Annotated in this window: 20 protein-coding genes; 7 read left to right on the top strand and 13 right to left on the bottom strand. The window is 71.6% G+C overall.

The annotated features are described in order from the left end of the window. Positions 1-162: 162 nt before the first annotated feature. On the top strand, positions 163-1,335 hold the full coding sequence (locus tag CQ044_RS06315) for an acyl-CoA dehydrogenase family protein (protein WP_105687678.1): 1,173 nt from the start codon (positions 163-165) through the stop codon (positions 1,333-1,335). 119 nt (positions 1,336-1,454) lie between these two features. On the opposite strand, the gene CQ044_RS06310 is transcribed toward CQ044_RS06315, so the two are convergent. From CQ044_RS06310 to CQ044_RS06290, 5 genes are read right to left on the bottom strand one after another with little or no spacing between them, the layout of a single operon-like run. Beyond that, on the bottom strand, positions 1,455-3,764 hold the full coding sequence (locus tag CQ044_RS06310; RefSeq protein ID WP_105687677.1) for an arylsulfatase: 2,310 nt from the start codon (positions 3,762-3,764) through the stop codon (positions 1,455-1,457). After that, positions 3,765-4,547, bottom strand: a complete 783-nt coding sequence (locus tag CQ044_RS06305; RefSeq protein ID WP_105687676.1) for an ABC transporter ATP-binding protein — start codon at positions 4,545-4,547, stop codon at positions 3,765-3,767. Beyond that, positions 4,544-5,380, bottom strand: coding sequence for an ABC transporter permease (locus CQ044_RS06300; protein WP_105687675.1), 837 nt, complete (start codon positions 5,378-5,380; stop codon positions 4,544-4,546). The genes CQ044_RS06305 and CQ044_RS06300 overlap by 4 nt, the downstream gene beginning before the upstream one ends. After that, complete coding sequence (locus tag CQ044_RS06295) at positions 5,377-6,159, bottom strand: ABC transporter permease (RefSeq protein WP_105687674.1); 783 nt, start codon at positions 6,157-6,159, stop codon at positions 5,377-5,379. Before CQ044_RS06295 ends, CQ044_RS06300 begins: the two co-directional genes overlap by 4 nt. Before the next feature lie 5 nt (positions 6,160-6,164). Next, positions 6,165-7,169: an ABC transporter substrate-binding protein gene (locus CQ044_RS06290; RefSeq protein WP_258133173.1), complete on the bottom strand. Its 1,005-nt coding sequence runs from the start codon at positions 7,167-7,169 to the stop codon at positions 6,165-6,167. A 219-nt stretch (positions 7,170-7,388) separates the two neighbouring features. On the opposite strand from CQ044_RS06290, the gene CQ044_RS06285 reads away from it, so the two are divergent. Further along, a complete protein-coding gene (locus CQ044_RS06285) occupies positions 7,389-8,012 on the top strand; it encodes a TetR/AcrR family transcriptional regulator (protein WP_105687673.1) in 624 nt (207 codons plus the stop codon). On the opposite strand, the gene CQ044_RS06280 is transcribed toward CQ044_RS06285, so the two are convergent. The 3 genes from CQ044_RS06280 to CQ044_RS06270 form a co-directional block, all read right to left on the bottom strand. Continuing rightward, a complete protein-coding gene (locus tag CQ044_RS06280) occupies positions 8,009-9,511 on the bottom strand; it encodes a GMC family oxidoreductase (protein WP_105687672.1) in 1,503 nt (500 codons plus the stop codon). The genes CQ044_RS06285 and CQ044_RS06280 overlap by 4 nt on opposite strands. A gap of 3 nt (positions 9,512-9,514) precedes the next feature. Next, positions 9,515-10,948, bottom strand: coding sequence for an aldehyde dehydrogenase family protein (locus CQ044_RS06275; protein WP_105687671.1), 1,434 nt, complete (start codon positions 10,946-10,948; stop codon positions 9,515-9,517). A 136-nt stretch (positions 10,949-11,084) separates the two neighbouring features. Beyond that, a complete protein-coding gene (locus CQ044_RS06270) occupies positions 11,085-12,230 on the bottom strand; it encodes a DUF998 domain-containing protein (RefSeq protein WP_105687670.1) in 1,146 nt (381 codons plus the stop codon). A 101-nt stretch (positions 12,231-12,331) separates the two neighbouring features. Between CQ044_RS06270 and CQ044_RS06265 the strand changes: the two genes are divergently transcribed. Next, on the top strand, positions 12,332-12,982 hold the full coding sequence (locus tag CQ044_RS06265; RefSeq protein WP_105687669.1) for an HAD-IA family hydrolase: 651 nt from the start codon (positions 12,332-12,334) through the stop codon (positions 12,980-12,982). 84 nt (positions 12,983-13,066) lie between these two features. On the opposite strand, the gene ptsP is transcribed toward CQ044_RS06265, so the two are convergent. The 3 genes from ptsP to dhaK form a co-directional block, all read right to left on the bottom strand. Continuing rightward, complete coding sequence (gene ptsP / locus CQ044_RS06260) at positions 13,067-15,535, bottom strand: phosphoenolpyruvate--protein phosphotransferase (RefSeq protein WP_105687668.1); 2,469 nt, start codon at positions 15,533-15,535, stop codon at positions 13,067-13,069. Between the two features lie 7 nt (positions 15,536-15,542). Next, positions 15,543-16,181: a dihydroxyacetone kinase subunit DhaL gene (gene dhaL, locus CQ044_RS06255; RefSeq protein WP_105687667.1), complete on the bottom strand. Its 639-nt coding sequence runs from the start codon at positions 16,179-16,181 to the stop codon at positions 15,543-15,545. Positions 16,182-16,286: 105 nt separating this feature from the next. Beyond that, positions 16,287-17,282 (bottom strand): dihydroxyacetone kinase subunit DhaK, encoded by a 996-nt coding sequence (dhaK, locus tag CQ044_RS06250; protein WP_105687666.1) that lies wholly within the window; start codon positions 17,280-17,282, stop codon positions 16,287-16,289. Between the two features lie 262 nt (positions 17,283-17,544). On the opposite strand from dhaK, the gene CQ044_RS06245 reads away from it, so the two are divergent. Further along, entirely contained in the window at positions 17,545-18,312 is a 768-nt protein-coding gene (locus CQ044_RS06245; RefSeq protein WP_045271933.1) for an IclR family transcriptional regulator, read from the top strand. Positions 18,313-18,550: 238 nt separating this feature from the next. On the opposite strand, the gene CQ044_RS06240 is transcribed toward CQ044_RS06245, so the two are convergent. Both CQ044_RS06240 and CQ044_RS06235 read right to left on the bottom strand, forming a co-directional pair. Continuing rightward, positions 18,551-19,060: a phosphoribosyltransferase gene (locus tag CQ044_RS06240; protein WP_105687665.1), complete on the bottom strand. Its 510-nt coding sequence runs from the start codon at positions 19,058-19,060 to the stop codon at positions 18,551-18,553. A gap of 60 nt (positions 19,061-19,120) precedes the next feature. Next, a complete protein-coding gene (locus CQ044_RS06235; RefSeq protein WP_181158196.1) occupies positions 19,121-19,558 on the bottom strand; it encodes an Lrp/AsnC family transcriptional regulator in 438 nt (145 codons plus the stop codon). 151 nt (positions 19,559-19,709) lie between these two features. Between CQ044_RS06235 and pdhA the strand changes: the two genes are divergently transcribed. Genes pdhA through CQ044_RS06220 form a run of 3 tightly spaced genes read left to right on the top strand, consistent with a single transcriptional unit; the run spans position 19,710 to position 23,409 of the window. Further along, complete coding sequence (gene pdhA / locus CQ044_RS06230; protein ID WP_219844926.1) at positions 19,710-20,867, top strand: pyruvate dehydrogenase (acetyl-transferring) E1 component subunit alpha; 1,158 nt, start codon at positions 19,710-19,712, stop codon at positions 20,865-20,867. Continuing rightward, on the top strand, positions 20,864-21,922 hold the full coding sequence (locus CQ044_RS06225; protein WP_105687664.1) for an alpha-ketoacid dehydrogenase subunit beta: 1,059 nt from the start codon (positions 20,864-20,866) through the stop codon (positions 21,920-21,922). Before pdhA ends, CQ044_RS06225 begins: the two co-directional genes overlap by 4 nt. Further along, positions 21,919-23,409 (top strand): dihydrolipoamide acetyltransferase family protein, encoded by a 1,491-nt coding sequence (locus CQ044_RS06220; protein WP_105687663.1) that lies wholly within the window; start codon positions 21,919-21,921, stop codon positions 23,407-23,409. Before CQ044_RS06225 ends, CQ044_RS06220 begins: the two co-directional genes overlap by 4 nt. Positions 23,410-23,746 lie beyond the last annotated feature (337 nt).

Genomic DNA, 23,746 nt, shown 5'->3' with positions numbered 1-23,746 from the left:
CCGCCCCGCTCTCGGCCGTGTTGCCGGTTTTGGGGCGCACCATCACCGTTTGGGGCGCCGTACGCCGTCCCGACCCGGTGTCACGCGCCCCAAAACGCATGATGACGCCCCGAAACGACCCGGATCCGGGCCAGGATCCGCACTCTCGCCCCAGGAGGCACGATGACCGACCGTCTCACCCGCCACGCCGAGCTCGCCGAGCGCTATCTGCCGGATGAGCTGCTCGCACGGTTCCGCGAGCGCGCGGCCGTGTACGACCGGGAGAACCGGTTTTTCGACGAGGATCTCGCCGAGCTCACCGAGCGCGGATACCTGCTGCTGTTCATCCCGGAGGCGCACGGCGGGCCGGGGCTGAGCCTCGACGAGGTCTCGCACCTGCAGCAGCGGCTCGCGACCGCGGCTCCTGCGACGGCCCTCGCGGTCAATATGCACCTCATGTGCACGGGCGTCGCGAAGGCCCTCGCCGACCGCGGCGACCACTCCCTCGACGAGGTCTTCACCGAGGCCCTGGCCGGCGAGATCTTCGCGTTCGGGATCAGCGAGCCGTCCAACGACTGGGTCATGCAGGACTCGAAGACGGCCGCCGTGCCGCAGGCCGACGGCGGCTACCTCCTCAACGGGGTCAAGATCTTCACGTCGCTCTCCCCCGTCTGGACCCGTCTCATCACGCACGGCCGGGACGACACGGATCCGGACGCCCCGATGCTCGTCTACGGCTTCCTCGAGCGCGGCGCGGAGGGCATCACCGTGTCGGACCAGTGGAATGTGATGGGCATGCGGGCGTCGCAGAGCCGTGCCACGATCCTGAAGGATGTGCGCATGGCGCCGGAGCGGGTGAACCGCCGCATCGCCGTGGGCCGGGTTCCGGATCTGCTCACCTTCGCGATCACGAGCAACTTCCAGCTGCTGATCGGATCCGTCTACGCCGGCGTCGCCCGCCGCGCCCTCGATCTGGGTGCCGCCGGGCTCAAGAAGCGCCGCTCCGCCAAGGCCGGAGCGACCTACGCCGAGGTGCCGGAGTCGCGTACCAGGCTCGCCGACGCGCATCTCGACTTCCTGGCGGTGCCCGCGCAGCTCGAGGCGTACTGTCGCGACTTCGACGAGCTGCTCGACCACGGTGCGCGCTGGCCGCTGCTGCTCGTGAGCGCGCGCCTGAACGCCTCGACCGCCGCGCGCCGTGCCGCGGAGGCCGCTCTCATGTGCACGAGCGGAGGCGGCTTCGACAACGGCCACGAGCTGAGCCGGCTGTACCGCGACGCGACCGCCGGCCTGTTCCACCCGCCGAGCGCCGACGCCGCCCGCCCGATGTTCGCCGCCGCGCTGCTGGACGACTGACCCGAGCCCGCCCACCTCCGTCGACGCCCCCTCGCAGCACCCGGGCCCCCTCGCAGGTGCGTCACTGCGAGGGGGCGCGGATGCTCAGAGGGGGCGTCGACGAATCACGCCCGCACCCCTCAGTCCACGAGGTCGCGCATCTCCTGCTCGATCGCGCGGAGCACGGTCGCGTCCTCGGGCGACCGCTCCCCCGGCGCGTAGCGCAGGGAGAGGATCCGGCCGCCGCGGAAGCGGTAGGAGCGGTGCCGCTCGTAGATCTCCCGGTCCACCGGGCCGCCGTAGTCGTAGCCCACGCTGATCCCGGTGAACGGTGCCATGCCGACGAGCATGGGCACATCGTCCAGGCGGAGCTGCTCCACACCGTCCACGTCGACCGCGAGACTCCAGCGCAGCCCGAGATCGGCCCGCACCCGGAGGGCGACACGATGACGCCCCGGCCCCGGCGCGCTCGCGCGCACCCGGCGCATCGCCCCGTACGCGTTGTACGAGAGCAGTAGCCGATCCCCGTCCAGGGCGAGCAGGTATCCCCCGCCCTGGTCGCCGTGCGCGAGGACCACGCCCTCTGCGCCGACCTCGAGATCCAGCTCGGCGTGCACCTCGAAGGAGCGCAGCACGGTGAGCCGCGCGGACCGGAAGCGCTCCAGCGGCGGCCGGAACGGGACGAGGTCCACCGGCTCCGACAGCGGCGCCTCGGTGTCCGGCCGCACCGAGTGCAGCGTGCCGTCGTCGTCGAGCGGGAACACGGTGTTGCGCCACGCCTCCTCGCGCCACCGTTCGGCGAGGGCCTGCACCCGCTCGGGCTCGTGCCCCGCGCGATCGCGCGTCTCGGTCGGGTCGCTCGGCAGGTGGTAGAGCTCCCACGTGCCGCCGGCGGCACCCTGCGCTCGCGTCGGCGGGATCGGCGAGACCGCCTTCCACTCCCCTTCGACGAACGCGCGCCGGCCGACGCACTCGAAGTACTGCTGCTCCCGCCCCGGCGCCCCCGGATCCGCGAGGATCCCGACGATGCTGTCGCCGTCGACCTCTGGCACGGCCACCCCGTTCCACTGCTCCGGGCGGACGACGCCGGCGAGCTCGAGGAGCGTCGGGGCGAGATCCGACACGAAGACGAACTGGTCCCTGAGCCCCGGCGACGCCGCCCCGGCGGGCCAGGAGATCACGAGCGGCGCGTGCACCCCGCCCTCGTAGGTGCTCGACTTGAACGACCGGAACGGCGTGTTCGACACCCGCGCCCAACCCGTCGGGTACTGCCCGTACAGCCGCGGCCCGCCGATCTCGGACAGCTCGCGAGGCACATCGCCGACCCATCCGTCCGGGACGGCGCCGTGCAGCCCGAACTGCGAGAAGTAGCTGCGCGTGCCCGTCGGTCCCCCTTCGGCCGTGCCGCCGTTGTCGCTCGCGATCACGATGATCGTGTTCTCCCGCTCGCCGAGTTCGTCGAGTCGGTCGAGCAGCCGCCCCACGCTCTGATCGATCTCGTCGACCGCGGCGGCGTAGACCTCCATGTGGCGGGCGAAGAGCGCCCTCTCGTCGGCGCCGAGGTCGTCCCAGTGCGGGATCCGGTCGCCGTCCGCGAGGGCGTCGACCGGAAGCTCCGCGTGCGCGGGGACGATGCCGCGGGCGCGCTGACGGGCGAAGCGGTCCTCGCGCAGTGCGTTCCAGCCGCGCTCGTAGTGGCCCCGATAGCGCTCGATGTCCTCCTCCTTGGCCTGGATCGGGCCGTGCACCGAGGTGTGCGCGTAGTAGAGGAAGAAGGGCTTGCGCCGCTCGTTCACGCGGAGCTCGTCGATCATCCCGATCGCGCGATCCGTCAGCTCATCCGTCAGGAAGAACCCGTCGGGGAACTCGGCGACGTCGAGCACGGAGTTGTCCTGGACGAGGCGGTGCGGGTGATGCAGCGAGGTGAAGCCGTCCATCGAGCCGAAGTAGCGGTCGAACCCGCGCTGCAGCGGCCACGACGACCGGTCGGCGCCGTCGTGCAGCCGCGACTCGAGCGTCAGGTGCCACTTGCCGACCATGAAGGTCGCGTAGCCCCCCGCCCGCAGCGACTCCGCGAGCGTGGGCGCGGCCGCCGGCAGCTCGCAGGCGTAGCCCGGATAGCCCGGATCGATGTGCGCGACGAAGCCGAATCCCGCCCTGTGCGGGTTGAGCCCCGTGAGCAGCGCGGCACGGGACGGGGAGCACATGGGCGCCGTGCGGTAGTTCGTGAACAGCCAGCCGTCGGCCGCGAGTCCGTCGATGAACGGCGTCCTGATCTCGCTGCCGAACGGTCCGAGGTCGCTGAAGCCGAGATCGTCGACGAGCATGACGACGATGTTGGGCGCTCCCTCCCTAGCGGTCGGCCGAGGGCGCCAGGCGGGATCCGACTCGGAGGCGAACTCGCCGATGCGTCCGGCGAAGCCCTCGTAGCCGCGTGCGGCGCTGTGCATTCAGCCCGCCTTCCGGATGAGCCCGAAGATGCGGGTGCGGAGCTCGGCGAACGCCGCGGTGGCACGGGTCTCCAGCTGATCGCGAGGGCCGCCGAAGTCGATCTCGATGATCTCCGTCACGCGGGCGGGACGCTCTCCGAGCACGATGACGCGATCGGACAGGTACACGGCCTCGTCGATGTCGTGCGTCACGAGCAGGATCGTCATGCCGAACTGCTCGCGGATCCGCAGGCACAGGTCCTCGAGCTCGAACCGGGTCTGCGCGTCGACCGAGGCGAACGGCTCATCCATCACCAGCACCTCCGGCCGATAGGCGATCGCCCGGGCGATCGCGACGCGCTGCTGCATGCCGCCGGAGAGCTGCCACGGGTACTTCGCCTCCGCGCCGGCGAGACCCACCGCGGCGAGCGCCGACGTGATGCGCTCCTCCCGCTCCGCGGCGCTCAGTCGCAGGTGCCGGAGCGGCAGCCGGACGTTCTTCGCGACCGTGAGCCAGGGCATGAGCGAGCGCGTGTACTCCTGGAAGACGAGGGCCATCTCCTCTGGTGGGCCGTCGATCTCGACGCCGTCGATGCGCGCGGATCCCGAGGTGATCGGCTGCAGCCCGGTGAGGCACTTCAGCAGCGTGGTCTTGCCGATGCCGGACGGCCCGACGATGCAGGCCACCTCGCCGGCCTGCACGTCGAAGGTGAGGTCGGCGATGACCGGCACATCGCCGCTCTTGGTGCGATAGGTCTTGGCGAGGCCCTGGACGCTGAGCCGGGGGCTGGTGGTGATGCTCATTCGCTCTTCTCCAGTTGTTGTGAGGCGATGTACCAGCGCAGGACGGCGCGGCGGAACAGGACGAACAGGGCGGTGGACAGGTAGCCGAGCACGCCGAGCACGATGATGCCCGCCCACATGTCGGCGATCGCGAAGGACTGCTGCGCGAGGAGCGTCGCCGCTCCCAGGCCCGAGGAGGATCCGAGCATCTCGCTCGCGATCATCACCACGAACGCCGTGATGAGGCTCACCTGCATGCCGGAGAGGATCCGCGGGCTCGCGGCGGGCAGCGTCACCTGGAACAGGCGCTCCGAGCGGGTGAGCCGGTAGACCCGCCCCACCATCTGCAGCGTCGGCTCGCCCGCGCGCACGCCGTCGATCGTCGAGATGAGGATCGGGAAGAGCGCGGCGAGGGAGATCGAGAGGATGCGGGTGCCGTTGCCGAAGCCGATGAGCGACACGAAGATCGGCACGAGCGCGACCGGCGGGATCGCCCGGAAGAAGTGGATCGTCGGCTCGACGAACCAGCTGAGCGGCGCGATCAGACCGAGCGCGCAGCCGAGCAGCACGCCGGCGACCGTCGCGATGAGGAAGGACACGACGAGGTTCAGCACCGAGATGCCGATGTCGCCGAGGAACGCGGGCGTGCCGATCAGCTCGGCGAGACGCGCGAGGATCGCGGACAGCGGCGGGAAGAACGTGTTGGTGGATCCGGCCGAGACGATCCACCACAGCGCGACGAGGACGACGGGGACCGCGACCTCGACGAGGATCAGCAGCCAGCGCGGGGACGTGCTCACGCGGCGACCGCGCCGCAGCCGGGCGCTCGTCTGCACGGACGTGGTGAGGGTCATGCGTGTTCCGCCTTCCGATACTGCGGGTGCCAGTGCAGCAGCCGCCGCTCGCCCCACTGGCTGAGCCCCTGGATGAGCAGGCCGAGCACCCCGAGGATCAGCACGTAGCCGAACAGCTCGGGCTGGTTGCCGGAGATCTGCGACATGAGCAGGCTCTGGCCCAGCCCCGGCCCTCCTCCGAGGAGGCCCGCGACGACGGCGATGACGAGCGAGGTGGGGGCCGCGACGCGCAGCGCGGTGCCGATGTAGGGCAGCGCGCTCGGGATCACGATCCGGGTGAGGATCTCCGCGCGGCTCATCCCGTAGGAGGCGCCCGTCGCGCGGGCCACGGGATCGGTGTCGAACACGCCCGCGGAGGACTGCACCGCGATCGCGATGAACGAGCCGAAGAAGACCAGGAAGGTCCCCATCCCCGAGGTGGGGCCGAGCACGAGCACCACGACCGGGAGGATCACGATGGGCGGGATCGGCTTGAGGAACTCCAGCGGCACCCTGGTCGCGTGCATCGCGAGCGGAGAGGATCCGATCGCGATGCCCAGCAGCACGCCGACGAGCGCGGCGACGATGAGGCCGGTGAGCGCCATGACCAGGGTGGCCGCCATCGCCTGCCAGAGCTGCGGCGTGCCCAGCAGCCGGCCCGCCGCGCCCAGCGCCTCGAGGGCGGAGGGCAGCGGCGCACCGGCGAGCGGGCCGACCGTCGCCGCGAGCTGCCACACCACGAGAGCGGTCAGCGCACCGGCGGCGCCGAGCAGCGCGGGGAGGATGCGGGAGCGGGTCATGGCCGTCACTTCGTGAGGATGACGCCCGAGAGGTCGACCGGCTTCTTCAGGAACCCGAGATCCACCATCTTGTCGTCGGGACGCTGCAGGTCCTGGTCCGTGACGGTCGCCGGCCACACCGGCACCTTGACCTGATCGACCGCGAGCGTCGACGTCGTGTAGGCGAGACCGGCCTTGATGGCCTCCTCGGGGTGCGCGGTGGCGTACTCGTTGGACTTCGCGATCGCGCGCTGGAACGCGCTGACCACGTCCTTCTTCGAGGTCGCAGTCGCGTCCCCCGTCGTCCAGAGGCCCGTCGCACCGGTCTCGAAGAAGCCGATCGACGGCGCGGCGAGCTGGGGGTTGCCCGCGGAGAGCGCCTGCGCGGTGAAGGGGCTCACCAGCCCTGCCGCGTCGACGTTGCCGCTCTTCAGGGCGGCGACGGCCGAGGTGAAGTCGAGCACGACCCACTTCACGCCGGTCGCGGGGTCGATGCCGTTCTTCTTGAGCTGATCGGCGATGACGACCTCGAGCTGGGCCTTGCGCGCGGGGACCGCGATCGTCTTGCCGGCCAGCTCCTTCACGGACGTGATGCCGCTGGATGCGCTCGCGAACAGACCGGTGTCGTCGAAGGACGCGGGGTCGGAGGCGCTGGTCGCGGCGTCCGGGTAGCCGTCGGCGGGAGCGACGACCTTCATCTTCACGCCCTGGCTGAGCGCGTTCAGCAGCGGGATGCTGGGCGAGTAGGCGATGTCGACCTGGCCGCTCTGCGCGGCGGCGAGACCGGCGGGCGGGTTCGCGACGATCGAGGTCTCGATGCTGAGTCCTTCATCGGCGAAGAACCCCTTCGCCATCCCGGTCAGCAGGCTCCCGTCGGAGGTGAGCCCGATCGTGGCGACCTTGACCGTGGTCAGGTCGCCCTTCTTGCCCGGTTCGGCGCCGCCGGACGAGGACGAGCAGCCGGCGAGGGCGGCGGCCGCGCCGACGGCGACGACCGCGGCGGCGACACGGAGTGCGCGCGTGATGTGCATGTGTGCTTCCTGTCAGAGCGAGGGATGGGATCTCGGAGCGGAGGCGTCGCTGCGGTGCGACTTCATCGTCTTTAATCACCACTTGGTCACTTAAATATCCAACAAGGAGATAGTGTTGTCAAGATGTTTCGGATTCTTACGTGTCCAACTGGCCACGAAAGATGAGACGGGGCGCGGCTCGCCCGCCTCTAGGATCATCAGCATCGGAGGAGGACTGACGTGCCCAAGATCGTTGACCACGACGAACGGCGGGACCACATCGCGGATGCGGCCACCAAGGTGATCGCCAGGGAGGGTTTCGAGCGCCTCACGATGCGCCAGATCGCGGCCGAGGCCGGCTACACCCACGGCGCGATCGCCCGCTACTTCCCCACCAAGGAGAGCCTGCTCACGGCGTCCTTCGTCCGGCTCCATGTGCAGGCCAACGGGCGGATCCTCACCGAGGTCGCGGGCAAGCGCGGCCTCGACGCCCTGGAGCAGATGTGCCGCGAGATCCTCCCCTTCGGAGATCTCGGCCCCAAGTACGCGCGTGTCGTGATCGCCTTCTGGGATCACGCCTCGCAGGACACCAGGGTCACCCAGATCCACCGCGAGAACAACCAGCGCTGGCGGGACCAGTTCCGCCGCTTCCTCGTCGAGGCACGGGAGGACGGCGAGCTCGCCGATCACGTCGACATCGACACGGCGGTCGGCGAGGTCGCCTCGCGCAACGCCGGATGGCAGATGGTCTCGGTGCTGCTGCCGGAGGTCGCCGGAGACGAGCGCATCGAGGCGGGGCTGCAGGCCCTGCTCGGAGAGCTGCGCGGCCGGCCCGCCGACGGGCCGGCCCGCGCGGCCTCCTAGCCCGCGTCCTCGATCACGAACAGCGCACCGCGCTCGCCGATCACGGCGGCGGGGGCGTTCGTGTTGCCGGTGGTGATCGTCGGCATGACCGAGGCGTCGATCACCCTGAGTCCTGCGATGCCGTTCACGCGCAGACGCGGATCCACGACGGCGTCCGGATCCGATCCCATCCGGCAGGTGCCGACCTGGTGGTGGTAGGTGATCGCGGTGCGGCGCACCCAGTCCTCGACATCGGCGTCCGGCACGTCGGGGCCGGGGTAGGCCTCTGTCGCGCCCCACTCCCCGGCGAGCGCCGGCCTCGCGCCGATCCGGCGCGCCTGGCGCACGGATGCCGCGAGCGCGGCGACGTCGCGGTCGTCCTCGAGCGCGGCGAGATCGATGAGGAGCGGATCCTCGACCGCGGGCCCGGACAGGCGCAGCGCACCACGGCTGTGCGGCGTGACGAGCCCCGCCATGAGCGAGAAGCCGTCGCCGGGCCCGTGCACGCCGGGACGAGCCTCGAGCTCGCCCCACATCGGCACGGAGAAGTGGATGGGCTGGGTGTCGGGCTCAGCGAGGTCGTCGCGCGAGCGCCAGAACAGGTGCGTCTGCGTGACGGAGACGCCGGGTTCCGGGGCGCCGACCGGTCGCGCCGTCGTGAAGATCACCGGGGACAGCAGGTGGTCGTGCAGGTTCGCGCCGACCGCAGGGGCATCGCGGACCACGTCGATCCCGAGGGCTTCGAGATCCTCGCGCGGGCCGATGCCGCTGCGCAGCAGGATCGCGGGGCTGCCCAGGGCGCCGGCGGCGAGGATCACCTCGTCGGCACGGAGCTCGGACGCTTCGACGGGCTCAGCGACCGAGGTCAGGCGCACGCCCACGGCCACGCCGTCCTCGACGATCACCGAGTGCACCTCGGCGTCCGTGACGATCCGCAGATTGGCGGCGTCCTCGACCGGGCGCACATACGCCATCCAGGTGTTGACGCGCCGGGCATCCCGCATCGTGACCTGCTCCTGCGAGACGCCGTCGAGGGTGCCGCCGTTGTAGTCGGGGTTGTGCGCCAGCCCCTCCTGGACTGCGGCGTCGATGATCGACTGCTGGATCGGCACGAGCGGGTAGTCGTCGGTCACGGGGAGCAGATCGTTCTCGATCGCCTCGTAGACGGGCAGCACCTCGGACCAGCCCCAGCCGGTCGCGCCCGCGCTTTCCCAGCCGTCGAAGTCGGCCGCCGCGCAGCGCACCCAGATCATCGCGTTCAGGGCGTGGGATCCGCCGGTCACCTTGCCGCGCGGCAGGTGCAGCCGGCGGCCGGCCGCATGCTCCTGCGGCACCGTGTAGTAGTCCCAGTCCTCGGCGGCGTGCCAGAGCTCGCCGGCGCGGGAGGGTTCGTGGATCGCGGGGTTGGTGTCGTATCCGCCGGCCTCGATGAGCGTCACGTCGTACCCGGCGTCCACGAGACGCCGGGTGACGATGCTCCCCGAGGTGCCGGCTCCGACGACGATCGCGGAGCGGGCCATGGCTCAGGCCTTCCGACCGGGGCCGGAGACGACCTGCGGCACGGCGACGGACTTGAGGCCCGCGACGCCGAACTCGAGGCCGTAGCCGGAGCTCTTCACGCCGCCGAAAGGCACCATCGGGTGCAGCCCGCCGTGCGAGTTGATCCACACCGTGCCGGACTGCATGCGGGACGCGGCCTCGCGCGCCGCCTCGGGGTCGCTCGACCACACCGAGGCGCCGAGGCCCACGTCGACCGCGTTGGCGAGGGCGAACGCCTCGTCCACGTCGGAGTAGCGGATGATCGGCAGCGCCGGCCCGAACTGCTCCTCCTGCACGAGCGCGGCGTCGTTGTCGATGTCGGCCACGATCGTCGGCCGGTAGAACAGCTCGCCGAGCTCGGGGGCCGCCTCGCCGCCCGTCATGATGCGGGCGCCGCGCGCCCTGGCGTCCTCGACCAGACGCGAGACGATGTCGAACTGCTGCTTGTTCTGCAGCGGGCCCAGCACGTTGTTCTCGTCCAGGCCGTTGCCGATCGGCACGTTCGCGGCGATGCCGGCGAGCGCGTCGACGACCTGGTCGTAGAGCGAGTCGTGCACGTAGAGGCGCTTCATCGCCGCACAGGTCTGGCCGGTGTTGATGAACGCGCCCCAGAACAGGTCCTCGGCGATCGCGGCAGGATCCGTGCCCGGCAGCACGATCCCGGCGTCGTTGCCGCCGAGCTCGAGCGTGAGCCGCGCGAGGTTGCCGGCCGAGCTCTCGATGATCTTGCGGCCGGTGGCCGTGGATCCGGTGAACATGATCTTGTCGACGTCGGGGTGCGACGCGATCCGCGCGCCGACCTCGCGGTCGCCGGAGATCCCGATCAGCACATCGGCCGGCAGCACCTCGTTCATGACCGACAGCATCGCGAGCACGCTCAGCGGCGTGTACTCGCTGGGCTTGGCGACCACGGTGTTCCCCATCCGCAGCGACGGCCCGATCTGCCAGATGGTGATCATGAGCGGCCAGTTCCACGGGCCGATCGCGCCGACGACGCCGGCGGGCTTGTAGACGAGCTCGGCGTGCAGGTTCTCGTCGTCGACGAGCACCTCGGGCTCCAGCACCGTGGTCGCGTTCGTGCGCAGCCAGGCCGAGCACGCCCCCAGCTCGAACCGGGCGTTCGGGCCGTTCAGCGGCTTGCCCTGCTCCCGGGAGAGCAGCAGCGCGAGCGCCTCCGCATTCGCGTCGAGGGCGTCGGCCGCCGCGAGCAGCAGCTCGCTCCGCTTCGCGTGACCGAGCGCCTCCCAGGCGGGCTGCGCGGCCTTGGCGCGGGCGATCGCCTCGTCCAGGTCGGAGACGGTCTGCACCGGAGCGCGGCCGATGATCTCGCGCGTGGCGGCATCGGGGATGTCGCGGCCGGAGCCCTCGGGCGCCTGGATGCGGTCGAGCAGCGCGGACGCGGCGGACGTGTCGGTCATCGGTCTCTCCTTCGAGTGTGCGGACGACGGTCGATGCTCCCCATTGTCGTCCGGCGCGAAGACCGCCGGTTGTCGCCGAGTGCGCCGGACATGTCGTTCCGCGAAGGGATCCTGCCCGCCCGTCCGGCGCGTCGGCTCAGCGCCCTGCGACAGCCTCCGTGCGCTCGGGCCGCTCGGCGTCCCACGGCCCGTGGTCGGCGCCTGCGGTGCGCAGGAACACGATGATCCAGCTGAAGATCAGCACGGCGGCGATGAGCTCGACCGCGGTGAGGTTGTAGTAGCCGGTCGCGAAGAACACGCCGAGCAGCGCGATCACGAGCACGTAGACCCAGCCCAGCACCACGAACACGCGCGAGATCCGGCGCAGGAACCAGGGCAGTCCGATCACCACCGCGGCGAAGCACACGGCCATGCCCGTCGCGACCGTGTTGTGCAGCAGGAAGAAGCGATCCACCGGGAAGACCCCGACGCACGCCAGGAGCAGCCCGATCAGGATGAGCGCGACGCGCACGATCGTCCGCCCGCGCTCGTCCCGCGGCTCCGGCACGGGCAGCGCCGCGGTCGCGTACCGGGCGATCGTGGTGACCATCACGCCCGCGACGATGAGGGTGCCGTTGAACGCGGGCGACGAGGCGTTGCTCGACATGCCGAGCGCCGAGAGGTTGTCGCGCCACCAGTGCGGATCGCTCGCCTCGAGCATCGCCGTGAGCGCCCCGATCACGAGGAAGATCGACAGGATCAGCGAGATCGAGGTGGGGCTCAGCGCGATCGCGCTCAGGTAGCAGACGTACCCGGTGAGGGCGAGCGCGACGCCGACGAGCACCGCGCCGGGGAAGGCGAAGACAGGGGCGTCACGGAAGCCCGCCTCGAGCAGCGCGCCGAGCCCGGACAGGGCGAGCAGCGCGACGGCGCCGTGGGCGAGGGCGATCGCGGTCAGCTCGTACCAGCGCAGGCGCTGACCAGGGATCGCGAAGCCATCGTTCGCGATGTTCGGATCCTGCTTCTCCGGCGCCTCGGCCGCCTCGGCGCGCAGACCGATGCGGCCCGCCGTGAAGCTCAGCACGGCGACGGCGGCGCCGCCGATCGCGGCGACCGCGCCGACCGACCACGCCCCGGTGATCGACGGGGTGCGATGCCAGAAGATCAGGAGCGAGACGAGGAAGCCCAGCACGAACGCCACGGCCCCGGCGAGCAGCGCGTCGGTCTCGCGCATCTGCTGCCGCGTCGCCGAGGCGCGCGCATCCCGCAGACGCCGGATCAGTCGGTCCCACTCGGCTCTCATCGCGCCGCCCTCCCTCGTCTCGTCCGCGTCCCGTCCAGCCTATGGCCGCGCGGAGCCTGCGCTCGGGGAACGCGGAGCAGCGCCGCCACTACCCTGAGAACATGACCCAGACCTTCCGCGCCAGCGCCGCCCTGCTCGACATGGACGGCACGCTCGTCGACTCGACCGCCGTCGTGGAGCGGCTGTGGCTGGCGTGGGCGGAACCCCACGGGCTCGATCCGGAGTTCGTCCTGAGCGTCGTGCACGGCCGCCAGGGCCACCAGAGCATGGCGATCATGCTCCCGGACCGCCCGCACGAGGAGAACCTCGCCGAGAACCGCGTCATGCTCGAGCGCGAGAGCGGCGATGTGGACGGCGTCGTCGAGGTGCCGGGAGCCGCCGCGTTCCTGCAGGCCCTCGCCCCGTTCCCGCACGCGATCGTCACCTCGGCGGACGACCGGCTGATGCGCGTCCGCATGGGCGCCGCGGAGCTCGGCGTGCCGACCGGCCCCGTCACCGCGGAGCACGTGAGCGCCTCCAAGCCGGATCCGGAGGGCTTCCTGCTCGGCGCTTCCCGGCTCGGTGCGGATCCGGCGGACTGCATCGTCTTCGAGGACTCCGGCGCGGGGATCCAGGCCGCCCGCGCCGCGGGGATGCGCGTGATCGGGGTGGGCGCGGGATCCGCCGCCTATTCCCCCGACGCCGTCGTCGCCGATCTCACGCACGTGACGATCGCCCCCGCCCCCGACGGCTTCGTCCTGACGATCGACTGACGGCTACCGGGGTTTCAAGGCGCGCAAAGAGCTCCATTTCCCTCGGATTTGCCGCCATCTGCGCGCTTTGAAACCAAATTCCCGTCAGCCCAGGGCGGCGGCCACGGATGAGCGCGCCTCGGCGGCCGTCGCCGCACCGAGTGCGGCGGCCGCCGCGCGACGGCAGTCTTCGGCCGTCACCGTGCGCAGACGTGCGGACACCCGGTCCAGGGACCGCACCGTCATCGACAGGCTCGTGACGCCCAGCCCGACCAGTACGGGCGCGAGGGCCGGATCGCCGCCCGCCTCGCCGCACACGCCCACGGGCTTGCCCGCGGAGCGCCCCGCCTCCCCCACGGCGGCGATCAGACGAAGCACCGCGGGCTGCCACGGATCGTTGAGCGCGCCCAGCGGAGCCGACAGGCGGTCGGCGGCCATCGTGTACTGCGTGAGGTCGTTGGTGCCGAGGCTCACGAAGTCGACCACGGCGAAGAGCTCCGCAGCCATCAGCGCGGCGGCCGGCGTCTCGATCATGATGCCTGTCCGCGCGATCCCCGCCTCCCGGCAGGCGCCGGCGAAGTCGCGGGCCTCCTCGACCGTCGCGACCATCGGCGCCATCACCTCGAGCTGTGCGCTCTCGGCCGCGCCCGCCGCGGCGATCGCCGCGAGCTGATGCGCGAGGAGGGCCGGATGCGCCGCGGAGACGCGCAGGCCGCGCACCCCGAGCGCCGGATTCTCCTCGTCCGCCGCGGTCGCGAAGGGAAGCGGCTTGTCGCTTCCGGCATCGAGCGTGCGCACGACCACCTTGCGCCCCGAGAACGGTGCGAACACCCCGCGATAGGCGGCGACCTGTTCGGCGGCCGTCGGTTCTTCGGCGCGATCGAGGAAGCAGAACTCCGTGCGGAACAGGCCGATGCCCTGTGCGCGGGCCGCGGCCGCGGCGACCGCATCGGCCGCGCCGCCGACGTTGGCGAGCAGAGGGATCGCCGTGCCGTCCGCGAGCAGCCCGGTGCCGTCGAACGCAGGGACCTGGGCCACGGCGGCCACATCCTCCCCGGCAGGCGGGTCGAGACGCACGGTCCCGGCCTCGCCGTCGACGAGCACGGTCGTCCCTGGCTCGATGCCGACCGCGCCCGCCGCCCCGACGACCGCGGGGATGCCCAGCGCGCGGGCCAGGATCGCGGTATGCGAGGTCGGTCCGCCCTCCTCGGTCACGAGCCCCACGCACCTGCTGCGGCCCAGCGTCGCGGTCTCGGCAGGGGCGAGATCCCGCGCGACGAGGACGAACGGATCCGCACGATCGGGGACCCCCGGAATCTCCTGCCCGGTCAGCCTCGCCACGATGCGATCGCGCACGCTCCGCACGTCGACGGCGCGCTCGGCCAGGCGCCCGCCCAGGCCGCGCAGCACCTGCTCCTGATCCGCGGCCTCGTCCCACACCGCGCGGGCGGCGGACGCGCCATCGGCGCGCACGCGTGCGGCGGCGCCCGCGGCGAAGTCCGGATCCGCGGCCAGCAGCGCGGTCGCCTCGAGGATCTGCGCGGCCTCGCCATCCGATGCGGCCGCCGTCGCGCGCAGGACCGCCACCACTTCGGCCGCGGCGGGCGCGATCCGCGCCGCCTCCGCATCGCGTTCGGCGGTCGGCACCCGGTCTGCGGACGGCTCGGGGATCGCCGCGCCGAGCTGCGCAACGGGCGCGATCGCGCGCCCCGGGCTCACCCCGAGCCCGCGGAGCGTCGATCCGGGGGACGGGGGCGCCGGGGACGCCGCCGGGGCGGTTCCCCCCGAAGGGACGGTTCCGGGCGCCAACGGAGGGCCTTCCATCTCGCCGAAGCCGTCCTCGAAAAGCGCGGCCACGCGCTCCACCGCCGCGGGATCCCCGGTCAGCTGCACCTCATCTCCGGGGCGGGCCCCGAAGGCCAGCAGGCGCATCATGCTCGACGCGGGGACCGGATCCCCGTCCGGCAGTCGCCGCAGCCGCAGCTCCGCTCCCGCCGCGGCCTGCGCGATCATCGCGGCCGGACGCGCATGCACGCCCGCGGGGTTGCGCACGCGCACGGTGCGCGACGCCTCCCCCGGCCGCGAGACCGCAGACGCCGGCGCGCTCTCCTCGAGCTCAGGGCCCCCCGACCCGGCCGGAGCCTGCGGCTCGTCTCCCAGCTGCGCCGACTTCGCGATCAGCGCACCGTTCGCCTCCGCCGCGACGTCGTCCAGCGACGCGCCCTGCGCCGCGGTCACGGACGCCGCGAGCAGCCCCTCCACGAAGGGCGCGGAGGCGAGCCGCACCGGAACCGCGCTGGAGCGCAGCTCGAGCGCGAACTCGGCGCTCATCACCGCGGATCCGAGATCCATCAGCACGAGCACCCCGTCGCAGGCCTCGGCGAGCTCATCGATCGCCGCGGCCACGCGCGTCGCGTCCGTGCCGAGGATCGGAGCGCCGTCCGCGTCCGTCCCGGCGCCGGCGGCGAGTGCGATCGGCACGGTCCCGCCCGGCACCATCTGCGCGGCGAGCTCCTGTGCGGCCTCGGCGAGGCGCAGGCTGTGCGAGACGGCGACGATCCCGACGGCGCTCATCGTCGCCTCAGCCCGCGACGGCCGCGGCGAGCGTCTCGAACAGGAGCGTGGCCGACGCGGATCCCGGATCCATGTGCCCGGCGCTGCGCTCGCCGAGATAACTGGCCCTGCCCTTGCGCGCGACGAGGTCGATCGTGGCGTCACGGCCGGCCGCGGCGGCCGCGGCGGCGGCAGCGGTCGCCTGCGCCGCAGACTTCCCCTCGGCCAGCGCCGCATCCAGCGCGTCGATGGCCGGCGCGATCGCGTCGAACAGCGTCTTGTCGCCCGCCTCGGCCTTGCCGCGCGCGACGACGCCCTCCAGGCCCGCACGCAGACCGGCGGCGAGCGCGGACGGCTCGACGTCCGTCACAACGCCGAGCGTCGCCCCGATCCGCAGGAAGAACGTGCCGTACAGCGGACCGCTCGCCCCGCCCACCGTCGAGACGAGCGTCATGCCGACGGTCTTGAACAGCTCATCCGCCGTCTGCGGCGCGGTCTGCTCGACCTTCTCGACGGCCGCGGTCATGCCGCGCGCCATGTTCGCGCCGTGGTCGGCGTCGCCGATCGCGGAGTCGAGCTCGGTGAGCCAGTCGCGCTGCGTCACGACGGCGTCGCGGAAGCGGTGCAGCCAGTCGACGAGGACGGCGAGCGGGATGGTGTTCGACATGCAGGTGTTCTCCTTCGGTCGGTTCCTGATGCTCCCGTCGCGAAAGGTGCCGTTCTCGGATCCGGATTCCGACAGCTTCTGCGACGGGAGCGGTGTCAACAGGGGTCAGGCGCCCCAGCGCAGGCCGGGCGTCACGACGGGCGCGTCCCAGAGCCGGATCAGCTCGTCGTCGGCCTTGAGCACGGTGACCGAGCAGCCGGCCATGTCCAGCGACGTGATGTAGTCGCCGACGAGGTTGCGGGCGATCGTGACACCCGCCTTCTCGAGCAGCGCCGCGACCTCGCCGTACATGAGGTACAGCTCGATGAGCGGAGACGCCCCCATGCCGTTGACCATCACGATCGCCGGGGATCCGGTGAAGTCCATGTCGGCGAGGATCGGCTCGACGAGCTGCGCCGCGATGTCCCTGGCCGGCGCCAGCGGAACGCGGTGCCGGCCGGGCTCCCCGTGGATGCCGATGCCGATCTCCATCTGGTCCTCTGGCAGGTCGAACGTGGGCTTGCCCGCGGCCGGCACGGTGCAGCTGGTCAGAGCCATGCCCATGGACCGCCCCTGGCCGTTCACGCGCGCGGCGAGGTCGGCGACGGCGGCGAGGTCCTGTCCCTCCTCAGCGGCGGCGCCCACGATCTTCTCGAGCAGCACCGTGAGTCCGACGCCCCGGCGGCCCGCGGTGTAGAGCGAATCCTGCACGGCGACGTCGTCGTCCACCACGACCGAGCGCACCTCGATGCCGTCCATGGCGGCGAGTTCGGCGCCCATCTCGAAGTTCATGACGTCGCCGGTGTAGTTCTTCACGATGTGCAGCACGCCCGCGCCGCGGTCGATCGCCTTCGTCGCGGCCTGCATCTGGTCCGGCGTGGGCGAGGTGAAGACCTCTCCTGCGCATGCGGCGTCGAGCATGCCCGTCCCGACGAACCCGCCGTGCAGGGGCTCGTGACCGGAGCCGCCGCCGCTCAGCAGCGCGACCTTGCCCTCGGCCTTGCGCTCCCGGCGCAGGATCACGCGGTTCGCCATGTCGACGTCGAGCTCCGGATGCGCGAGCGCGAGCCCGCGCAGCGACTCTGCGAGCACGTCCTCCGGAGCGTTGATGAGCTTCTTCATCCTGCGACCTCCTTGTTGCAGTTCCACCAGCACGATGTCGTCCGAGCAGCACTCCGCAGCCGTGGGATCCCGACGGATCCGCCTTCCGGGGGCGTGCCACGACACGGAGGACGGGGCCTCTTGCGCCGGGGGCGACAGCACTCCAGAATCGGAATACTTTTCGTTAATGTCGAATATGCGATGAGGCCGTCGGATTGTCAAGGCATCGGACGGCCGGATCCGCACCGTCGTCGCCGCCGTCGTCGAGGAGGGAGCAGCACCGATGATCCAGGCGATCGATCGCGCCGCGAAGGTGCTCGAACTGCTGCAGGGATCCCGCCATCTCGGCATCACCGACCTGGCGACCGCGCTGCAGCTGCCGCCGTCGACCGTGCACGGGATCGTGTCGTCCCTGCGCGAGCACGGCCTCGTCGCGAAGGAGCGCGGCGGACAGCGGTATATGCTCGGCCCCACGCTGCTGAAGCTCAGCAGCGTCTACCTCGACTCCCTCGATGTGCGGGCGCGCTCGATGCGCTGGACGCAGGAGCTCGCGCGGCGCACCGGGATGGCCGTGCGGCTCGGCGCCCCGCATTTCGCCGAGGTGCTGGTGATCCATCACGCGCTCCGGCCCGACGACAGCCCGCAGATGCTGGAGACGGGGGCGGCGCTGCCGGCGCACGCCTCGGCCATGGGCAAGGTGCTGCTCGCGCACGACCTGGGCTTCCAGCGCGCGGTGTTCGCGGATCCGCTGACGAGCCTCACGGGCGACACCGTCACGGATCCCGCGGTGCTCGCGGCAGCCCTGCCCGCGATCGCCGAGCACGGCTACGCGACCGAGGTCGACGAGGCGGTGCTCGGCGAGTCGTCGCTCGCCTCGCCCGTCGCGGATGCCCGCGGCGACATCGTCGCGGCGGTCGCCGTGGTGTACCCCACGGCCGACGGCCCCGCGTCCGACGCCGTGCTGCACGCGCTCCGCGACACCGCGCGCAACATCTCCCGCGAGCTCGGCGCCTCGGCCTGGCCCCCGCGCATCGCTCCCCCCGACGACTGACCCCTCGCGACGCAGCCGCCCTCGCGGCGCAGTCACCCCCGCCGCACCATCCGCGAGACTGCATCTGGGCGACGAGACAGCGGGTGCGAAGCGCATTCTCGTCGCGGAGTTGCAGTCTCGCGGTCAATGGCCCGCGCGGCACCGCCGCCCCCTCAAGTGCACCTCCCACAACAGAGTCGTCCCCGTGAGCGCACGCTATGGGGTGCGCTCACGGGGACGACTCGAAAGAGAGAGGGGGTCAGGCGGTGGGAGGCAGCCCCAGGTCCTCCTCGCGGACCGTGCCCTTGGCCGACCACGGGAAGTCGATCCAGCGATCGGTGTCCTTCCACGCGTAGTCGGGCTGGATGATCGTGGTGGGCTTCGTGTAGATCGTGACCGAGCGCACGTCGGCGCCCTTCTCGCGCAGCAGCTCCACGGCGAGCGCGAGGGTGCGACCGGAGTCGGCCACGTCGTCGACGAGCAGCACGCGACGGCCGTTCAGGTAGTCCATGTCGAGGGCCGGCGGGATCACCTCCGGAGCGTCCAGCACCGTGCCGATACCCGTGTAGAACTCGACGTTGATCGCGCCGCAGTTCTTCGCGCCGAGGCCGTACGCGATGGCGCCGGCCGGCAGCAGCCCGCCTCGGGCGATCGCGACGACCACCTCGGTCTCGAAGCCCGATTCGAGGATGTCGCGGGCCAGATCCCGCATCGCCTCGCCGAAACCATCCCAGGTGAGCACTTCGCGCTCGATCACCGCATCCGTCATGGACCCATTCTGCCGTGCGGATCCCCTTCCGGGGTACGCGGATCCCTCACCGGGCCCCCCTCAGTTCCGGCCGAAGTCCTCGAAGATCAGGGTGGTGCGGGTCGAGCGCACCGCGGAGATGGCCTGGATGTCCTCGAGCACGATCCGCCGGAGGTCTCGCGCATCGCTGGCCCTCACCAGCAGGATCACGTCGAAGTCCCCGCCCACGAGCGCCATGTGCTCGACCTCGGGGATCCGCTGCAGTTGCTCCTGCACCTCCTGCCAGGCCGGCTGCTCGAGCGCGAGCATGACGTAGGCCGACGCGTGGTGGCCGAGCAGCACCGGATCCGTGCGCACCGTGTAGCCGGTGATGACCCCGGCATCGGTCAGCCTCTTGATGCGGGCATGAGCGCCCGCGCGCGAGATGTGCACGGTCTCCGCGATCGCCGTCATGGACACGCGCGCGTCACGGCGCAGTTCGTCGAGGATCGCCAGGTCGATGTCATCCAGCTCCGCCATGCGTGCACCTTCCCGCTCATGATTCATTGACACTCTGCATCATTCTGGCGTGGTTGCTCTGCAATCGTCCAGATTCGCCGGGATCTTGTTGGACGACTGCATTTCCGGACGCACACTGGAGGCATCACGTTCGGCAAGGAAGGCGGACCCGATGCAGCACACCATGCCTGCCACGAGCCACGCGCACGACACGGATCCCCGCGATCTGCTCCCCCGCGACGAGCCCGTGCGGCTCATCGACGAGACCGGATCCGCCCGCGTCGACGACGGCTACCCGATGCCAGAGGACGAGCTCCTCGGACGCGCCTACCGCGGCCTCGTCGAAGGGCGCCGGATCAACGACCAGGCGAACGCCCTGGTCCGGCAGGGGCGCCTCGCCGTCTACCCCTCCTCGCACGGCCAGGAGGCCTGCCAGATCGCAGCCTCGCTCGTGCTCGGCGCGCAGGACTGGCTGTTCCCGACGTACCGCGACTCGGTCTCCGTGATCGCCCGGGGCGTCTCCCCCGCCGACGCCATGGTGCTGCTGAAGGGCGACTGGCACTCCGGCTACGACCCGCACGAGCACCACGTGGCACCGCAGACCACGCCGCTCGCGACGCAGCTGCTGCACGCGGTCGGCTTCGCGCAGGCCGCGAAGCACCGCGGCGAGGACACGGTCGTGCTCGCGATGTGCGGCGACGGGTCCACGAGCGAGGGCGACTTCCACGAGGCGCTGAACTTCGCCGCTGTGTTCCACCTGCCCGTCGTCTTCTTCGTGCAGAACAACGAGTTCGCGATCTCGGTGCCGCTCTCGCGGCAGACCGCCGCCCCCTCGCTCGCGCACAAGGCGATCGGCTACGGCATGCCGGGCCAGCGCGTGGACGGCAACGACGTGGCGGCCCTCCTCGCGGTGCTCGGCGAGGCCGTGGACAGGGCGCGCGCCGGCGGGGGCCCGACCCTCGTCGAGGCGCACACCTATCGGATGCAGGCGCACACGAACGCCGACGACGACACGCGCTACCGCGAGCGCGCCGAGGTGCAGGCCTGGGCGGAGAAGGATCCGCTGACGCGCCTGCGCACGCTTCTCACCGCGCGCGGTCTGCTCGACGAGGCCCGCGAGCAGGAGCTCGCCGAGGGCGCCGAGACGATCGCCGCCGCGCTCCGCGATGCTCTCAACGCCGACACCGACCTCGATCCGGAAGACCTGTTCCGGTTCGTGCGCAGTACCAGGTCGCCGCAGCTGCAGGAGCAGTGGCACCAGCTGCGCGACGAGCTGGAGCGCTCCGGATCCGCCCACGAAGCATCCGCTCCCGAAGGAGGCATCCGATGACCATCGCCCACGAGGACGTCCGCGTGGACCCCGCGCACCCCGAGGACCGGACGGCGCCGACCGTGCAGACCATGACGATGGCGGCGGCGCTCAACCGCGCGCTCGCCGACGCGATCGAGGCCGACTCCGACGTCATCGTCTTCGGCGAGGACGTCGGCGCCCTCGGCGGGGTGTTCCGCATCACCGACGGCCTCACCGAGCGCTATGGCGAGGACCGCTGCTTCGACACGCCGCTCGCCGAGTCCGGGATCGTCGGCACCGCCGTCGGCATGGCCATGAACGGCATGCGTCCCGTGATCGAGATGCAGTTCGACGCCTTCGCCCTGCCCGCGTTCGAGCAGGTCGTCAGTCACGTCGCCAAGCTCGGCAACCGCACCCGCGGCGCCCTGCCGATGCCGATGGTGATCCGCATCCCCACGGGCGGCGGCATCGGCGGCGTCGAGCACCACTGCGACTCCTCCGAGGCCTACTACGCGCACACACCGGGGCTGACCGTGGTGTGCCCGTCCACTCCGCAGGACGCGTACTCGCTGCTGCGCGCCGCGATCGCGTCGCCGGATCCGGTGATCTTCCTCGAGCCGAAGAAGCTGTACTGGACGAAGGGCGAGGTCGACACGTCGATCGTCGGCGAGATCGGATCCGCCCGCATCGCCCGCGAGGGCACCGACGTGACGCTCATCTCCTACGGCTCCTCGGTGGCGACGTGCCTCGAGGCCGCAGGGATCGCGGCCGCCGAGGGACGCAGCGTGCAGGTCATCGACGTGCGCACCCTCACCCCGATCGACGACGCCACGATCACCGCCGCGGTGCGATCGACCGGCCGGGCCGTGGTCGTCGCCGAGGCGCCGGGCTACGCGAGCGTGGCGAGCGAGATCCAGTCCAGGGTGTTCGAGCGCTGCTTCGAGTTCCTCGAGGCGCCCGTGCGCAAGGTCACCGGCTTCGACACCCCGTTCGCGCCGCCGAAGTTCGAGCACTGGTACCTGCCCGACGCCGATCGCGTGCTCGACGCGATCGACACGCTGCACTGGCTCGACGAGCACGGAGAAGAAGCATGACCACCGCGACGACGAAGGTCTTCCGCCTGCCCGACCTCGGCGAGGGCCTCACCGAGGCCGGTCTCGTGCAGTGGCTGGTACAGGTCGGCGACACCATCCGCACCGACCAGCCCATCGCCGAGGTCGAGACCGCGAAGAGCGTCGTCGAGCTGCCGTCGCCGTTCGCGGGCGTGGTCCTGGCGCTGCACGGCGAGCCCGGCGAGACGATCGATGTGGGCGCCCCGGTGCTCGAGGTCGCGGATCCGAGCTCGGACCGGTTCCTGAGCGAGCGCAGCGAGACGAAGGACGCGGGCGGCGACGTCGAGAAGGACGCCTATCGCGCCGAGGAGCGTGCGGGATCCGGCTCCGGCAACGTGCTGATCGGCTACGGCACGTCCGAACGCGCCGGATCGGGTCGCCGCCGCGCGCGCCGCACGGCCGGCCAGCCCCTGGGGTCGTTGAGCGAGGACGCGGCGCCGCCGCGACCGAGACGAAACGCCGCACCAGAGCAGCCTCCCGCACCGACGTCCCCGTCCCCGGACGGGTTCCTGAGCGAGCGCAGCGAGACGAAGGACGGCCCGGTCGCGGTGCGCTCCCCGCTCGTCCGCCGGCTCGCGCGGGATCTCGGCGTCGATGTGCGTCGGATCGACCCCACCGGATCCGACGGCGCCGTCACCCGCGCCGACGTGCTGCGCGCGGCCGTCGACCAGGCGGTGGACGGGATGTCGCTGCACGCGCTCGCCTCCCCGGGCGGCACTCCCGCGGCAGCGCGCGGGACCGCTGAGCGCGCCGGGGGAACCGTCGACGGTCTCGTCGTCGCCTCCCGCGAGCGGATGTCGCCGCTGCGCAAGGCCGTGAGCGCCAAGCTCACCCGCAGCCGGTCCGAGATCCCCGAGGCCACGGTCTGGGTCGACGTCGACGTCACCGAGCTCTGGAACCTCCGCGCCGCCATGGCGCCGGAAGGCGGCAAGGCCCCCTCCGTCACGGCCCTCGTGGCGCGGTTCGTGCTGATCGCGCTCGCCGAGCACCCGCTCCTGGCCTCGCGACTCAGCGACGACGCGACCGAGATCCTCTCGTTCGACGGCGTCAACCTCGGCGTCGCCGCCGACACCGAGCGCGGTCTCATGGTGCCGGTGATCCCGCGGGCGCACGAGCTCAGCGTCGACGAGCTGGACGCCGCGCTGCGCGAGCTCGCGACGACCGCCCGTGCCGGATCCATGCCGCCGGAGCGGCTGCGCGGATCGACCTTCACGCTCAACAACTACGGCGGCCTGGGCGTCGACGGATCCGCCGCGATCATCAACCACCCCGACGTCGCGATCCTCGGCATCGGCCGGATGATCGAGCGCCCGTGGGTCGTCGACGGCGCGATCGTGGCCCGGCGCATCGCGCAGCTCTCGCTGGTCTTCGACCACCGCGTGTGCGACGGCGGCTACGCCGCATCGTTCCTCCGCCGCGTCATGGAACTCCTGGAGCACCCGGCCCGCGCCTTCGGCCGGGTGCGCTGACCCTCTGGCCGGGTGCCGCTGGCCCTCGCGCCCGGTTTGGGGCGCGTCTGCTCCGTTTGGGGCGCGTCTCGACGCCGAATCTCGCGGTGACGCGCCCCAAACCGCACGAACGCGCCCCAAAACCGGGTGGTAAAGGTACCGGGAGCACCGTCCGGAGCAGCATCCGGATCCGGGTCAGCATCCGGATCCGGTGCAGTATCCCTGGATCCGGAGCAGCATCTGGATCCGGATCAGCATCTGGATCCGGATTCGGATCCGCATCCAGATTCGGGGATACGACCCTTCGATCTCCGCCTCGATTCCTTCGGCCCGGCCCGGCCCCTAGGCCACGCAACTC

This window comes from Microbacterium sp. MYb64 (genome assembly GCF_002979495.1).
Classification (GTDB): Bacteria; Actinomycetota; Actinomycetes; order Actinomycetales; family Microbacteriaceae; genus Microbacterium; species Microbacterium azadirachtae_A.
Note: the sequence above shows the minus strand (reverse complement) of the source record. Positions and strands in the feature narration are given on the sequence as shown.

Coding starts and splice junctions, on each gene's coding strand:
- dhaK (WP_105687666.1), bottom strand. CDS start 17,282: ATGAAGAAGCTCATCAACGCTCCGGAGGACGTGCTCGCAGAGTCGCTG.
- CQ044_RS06295 (WP_105687674.1), bottom strand. CDS start 6,159: ATGACCCGCTCCCGCATCCTCCCCGCGCTGCTCGGCGCCGCCGGTGCG.
- pdhA (WP_219844926.1), top strand. CDS start 19,710: ATGCAGCACACCATGCCTGCCACGAGCCACGCGCACGACACGGATCCC.
- CQ044_RS06225 (WP_105687664.1), top strand. CDS start 20,864: ATGACCATCGCCCACGAGGACGTCCGCGTGGACCCCGCGCACCCCGAG.
- CQ044_RS06290 (WP_258133173.1), bottom strand. CDS start 7,169: ATGCACATCACGCGCGCACTCCGTGTCGCCGCCGCGGTCGTCGCCGTC.
- CQ044_RS06280 (WP_105687672.1), bottom strand. CDS start 9,511: ATGGCCCGCTCCGCGATCGTCGTCGGAGCCGGCACCTCGGGGAGCATC.
- CQ044_RS06240 (WP_105687665.1), bottom strand. CDS start 19,060: ATGACGGATGCGGTGATCGAGCGCGAAGTGCTCACCTGGGATGGTTTC.
- CQ044_RS06275 (WP_105687671.1), bottom strand. CDS start 10,948: ATGACCGACACGTCCGCCGCGTCCGCGCTGCTCGACCGCATCCAGGCG.
- CQ044_RS06270 (WP_105687670.1), bottom strand. CDS start 12,230: ATGAGAGCCGAGTGGGACCGACTGATCCGGCGTCTGCGGGATGCGCGC.
- CQ044_RS06315 (WP_105687678.1), top strand. CDS start 163: ATGACCGACCGTCTCACCCGCCACGCCGAGCTCGCCGAGCGCTATCTG.
- CQ044_RS06265 (WP_105687669.1), top strand. CDS start 12,332: ATGACCCAGACCTTCCGCGCCAGCGCCGCCCTGCTCGACATGGACGGC.
- CQ044_RS06305 (WP_105687676.1), bottom strand. CDS start 4,547: ATGAGCATCACCACCAGCCCCCGGCTCAGCGTCCAGGGCCTCGCCAAG.
- CQ044_RS06310 (WP_105687677.1), bottom strand. CDS start 3,764: ATGCACAGCGCCGCACGCGGCTACGAGGGCTTCGCCGGACGCATCGGC.
- CQ044_RS06235 (WP_181158196.1), bottom strand. CDS start 19,558: ATGGCGGAGCTGGATGACATCGACCTGGCGATCCTCGACGAACTGCGC.
- CQ044_RS06300 (WP_105687675.1), bottom strand. CDS start 5,380: ATGACCCTCACCACGTCCGTGCAGACGAGCGCCCGGCTGCGGCGCGGT.
- CQ044_RS06220 (WP_105687663.1), top strand. CDS start 21,919: ATGACCACCGCGACGACGAAGGTCTTCCGCCTGCCCGACCTCGGCGAG.
- CQ044_RS06245 (WP_045271933.1), top strand. CDS start 17,545: ATGATCCAGGCGATCGATCGCGCCGCGAAGGTGCTCGAACTGCTGCAG.
- dhaL (WP_105687667.1), bottom strand. CDS start 16,181: ATGTCGAACACCATCCCGCTCGCCGTCCTCGTCGACTGGCTGCACCGC.
- ptsP (WP_105687668.1), bottom strand. CDS start 15,535: ATGAGCGCCGTCGGGATCGTCGCCGTCTCGCACAGCCTGCGCCTCGCC.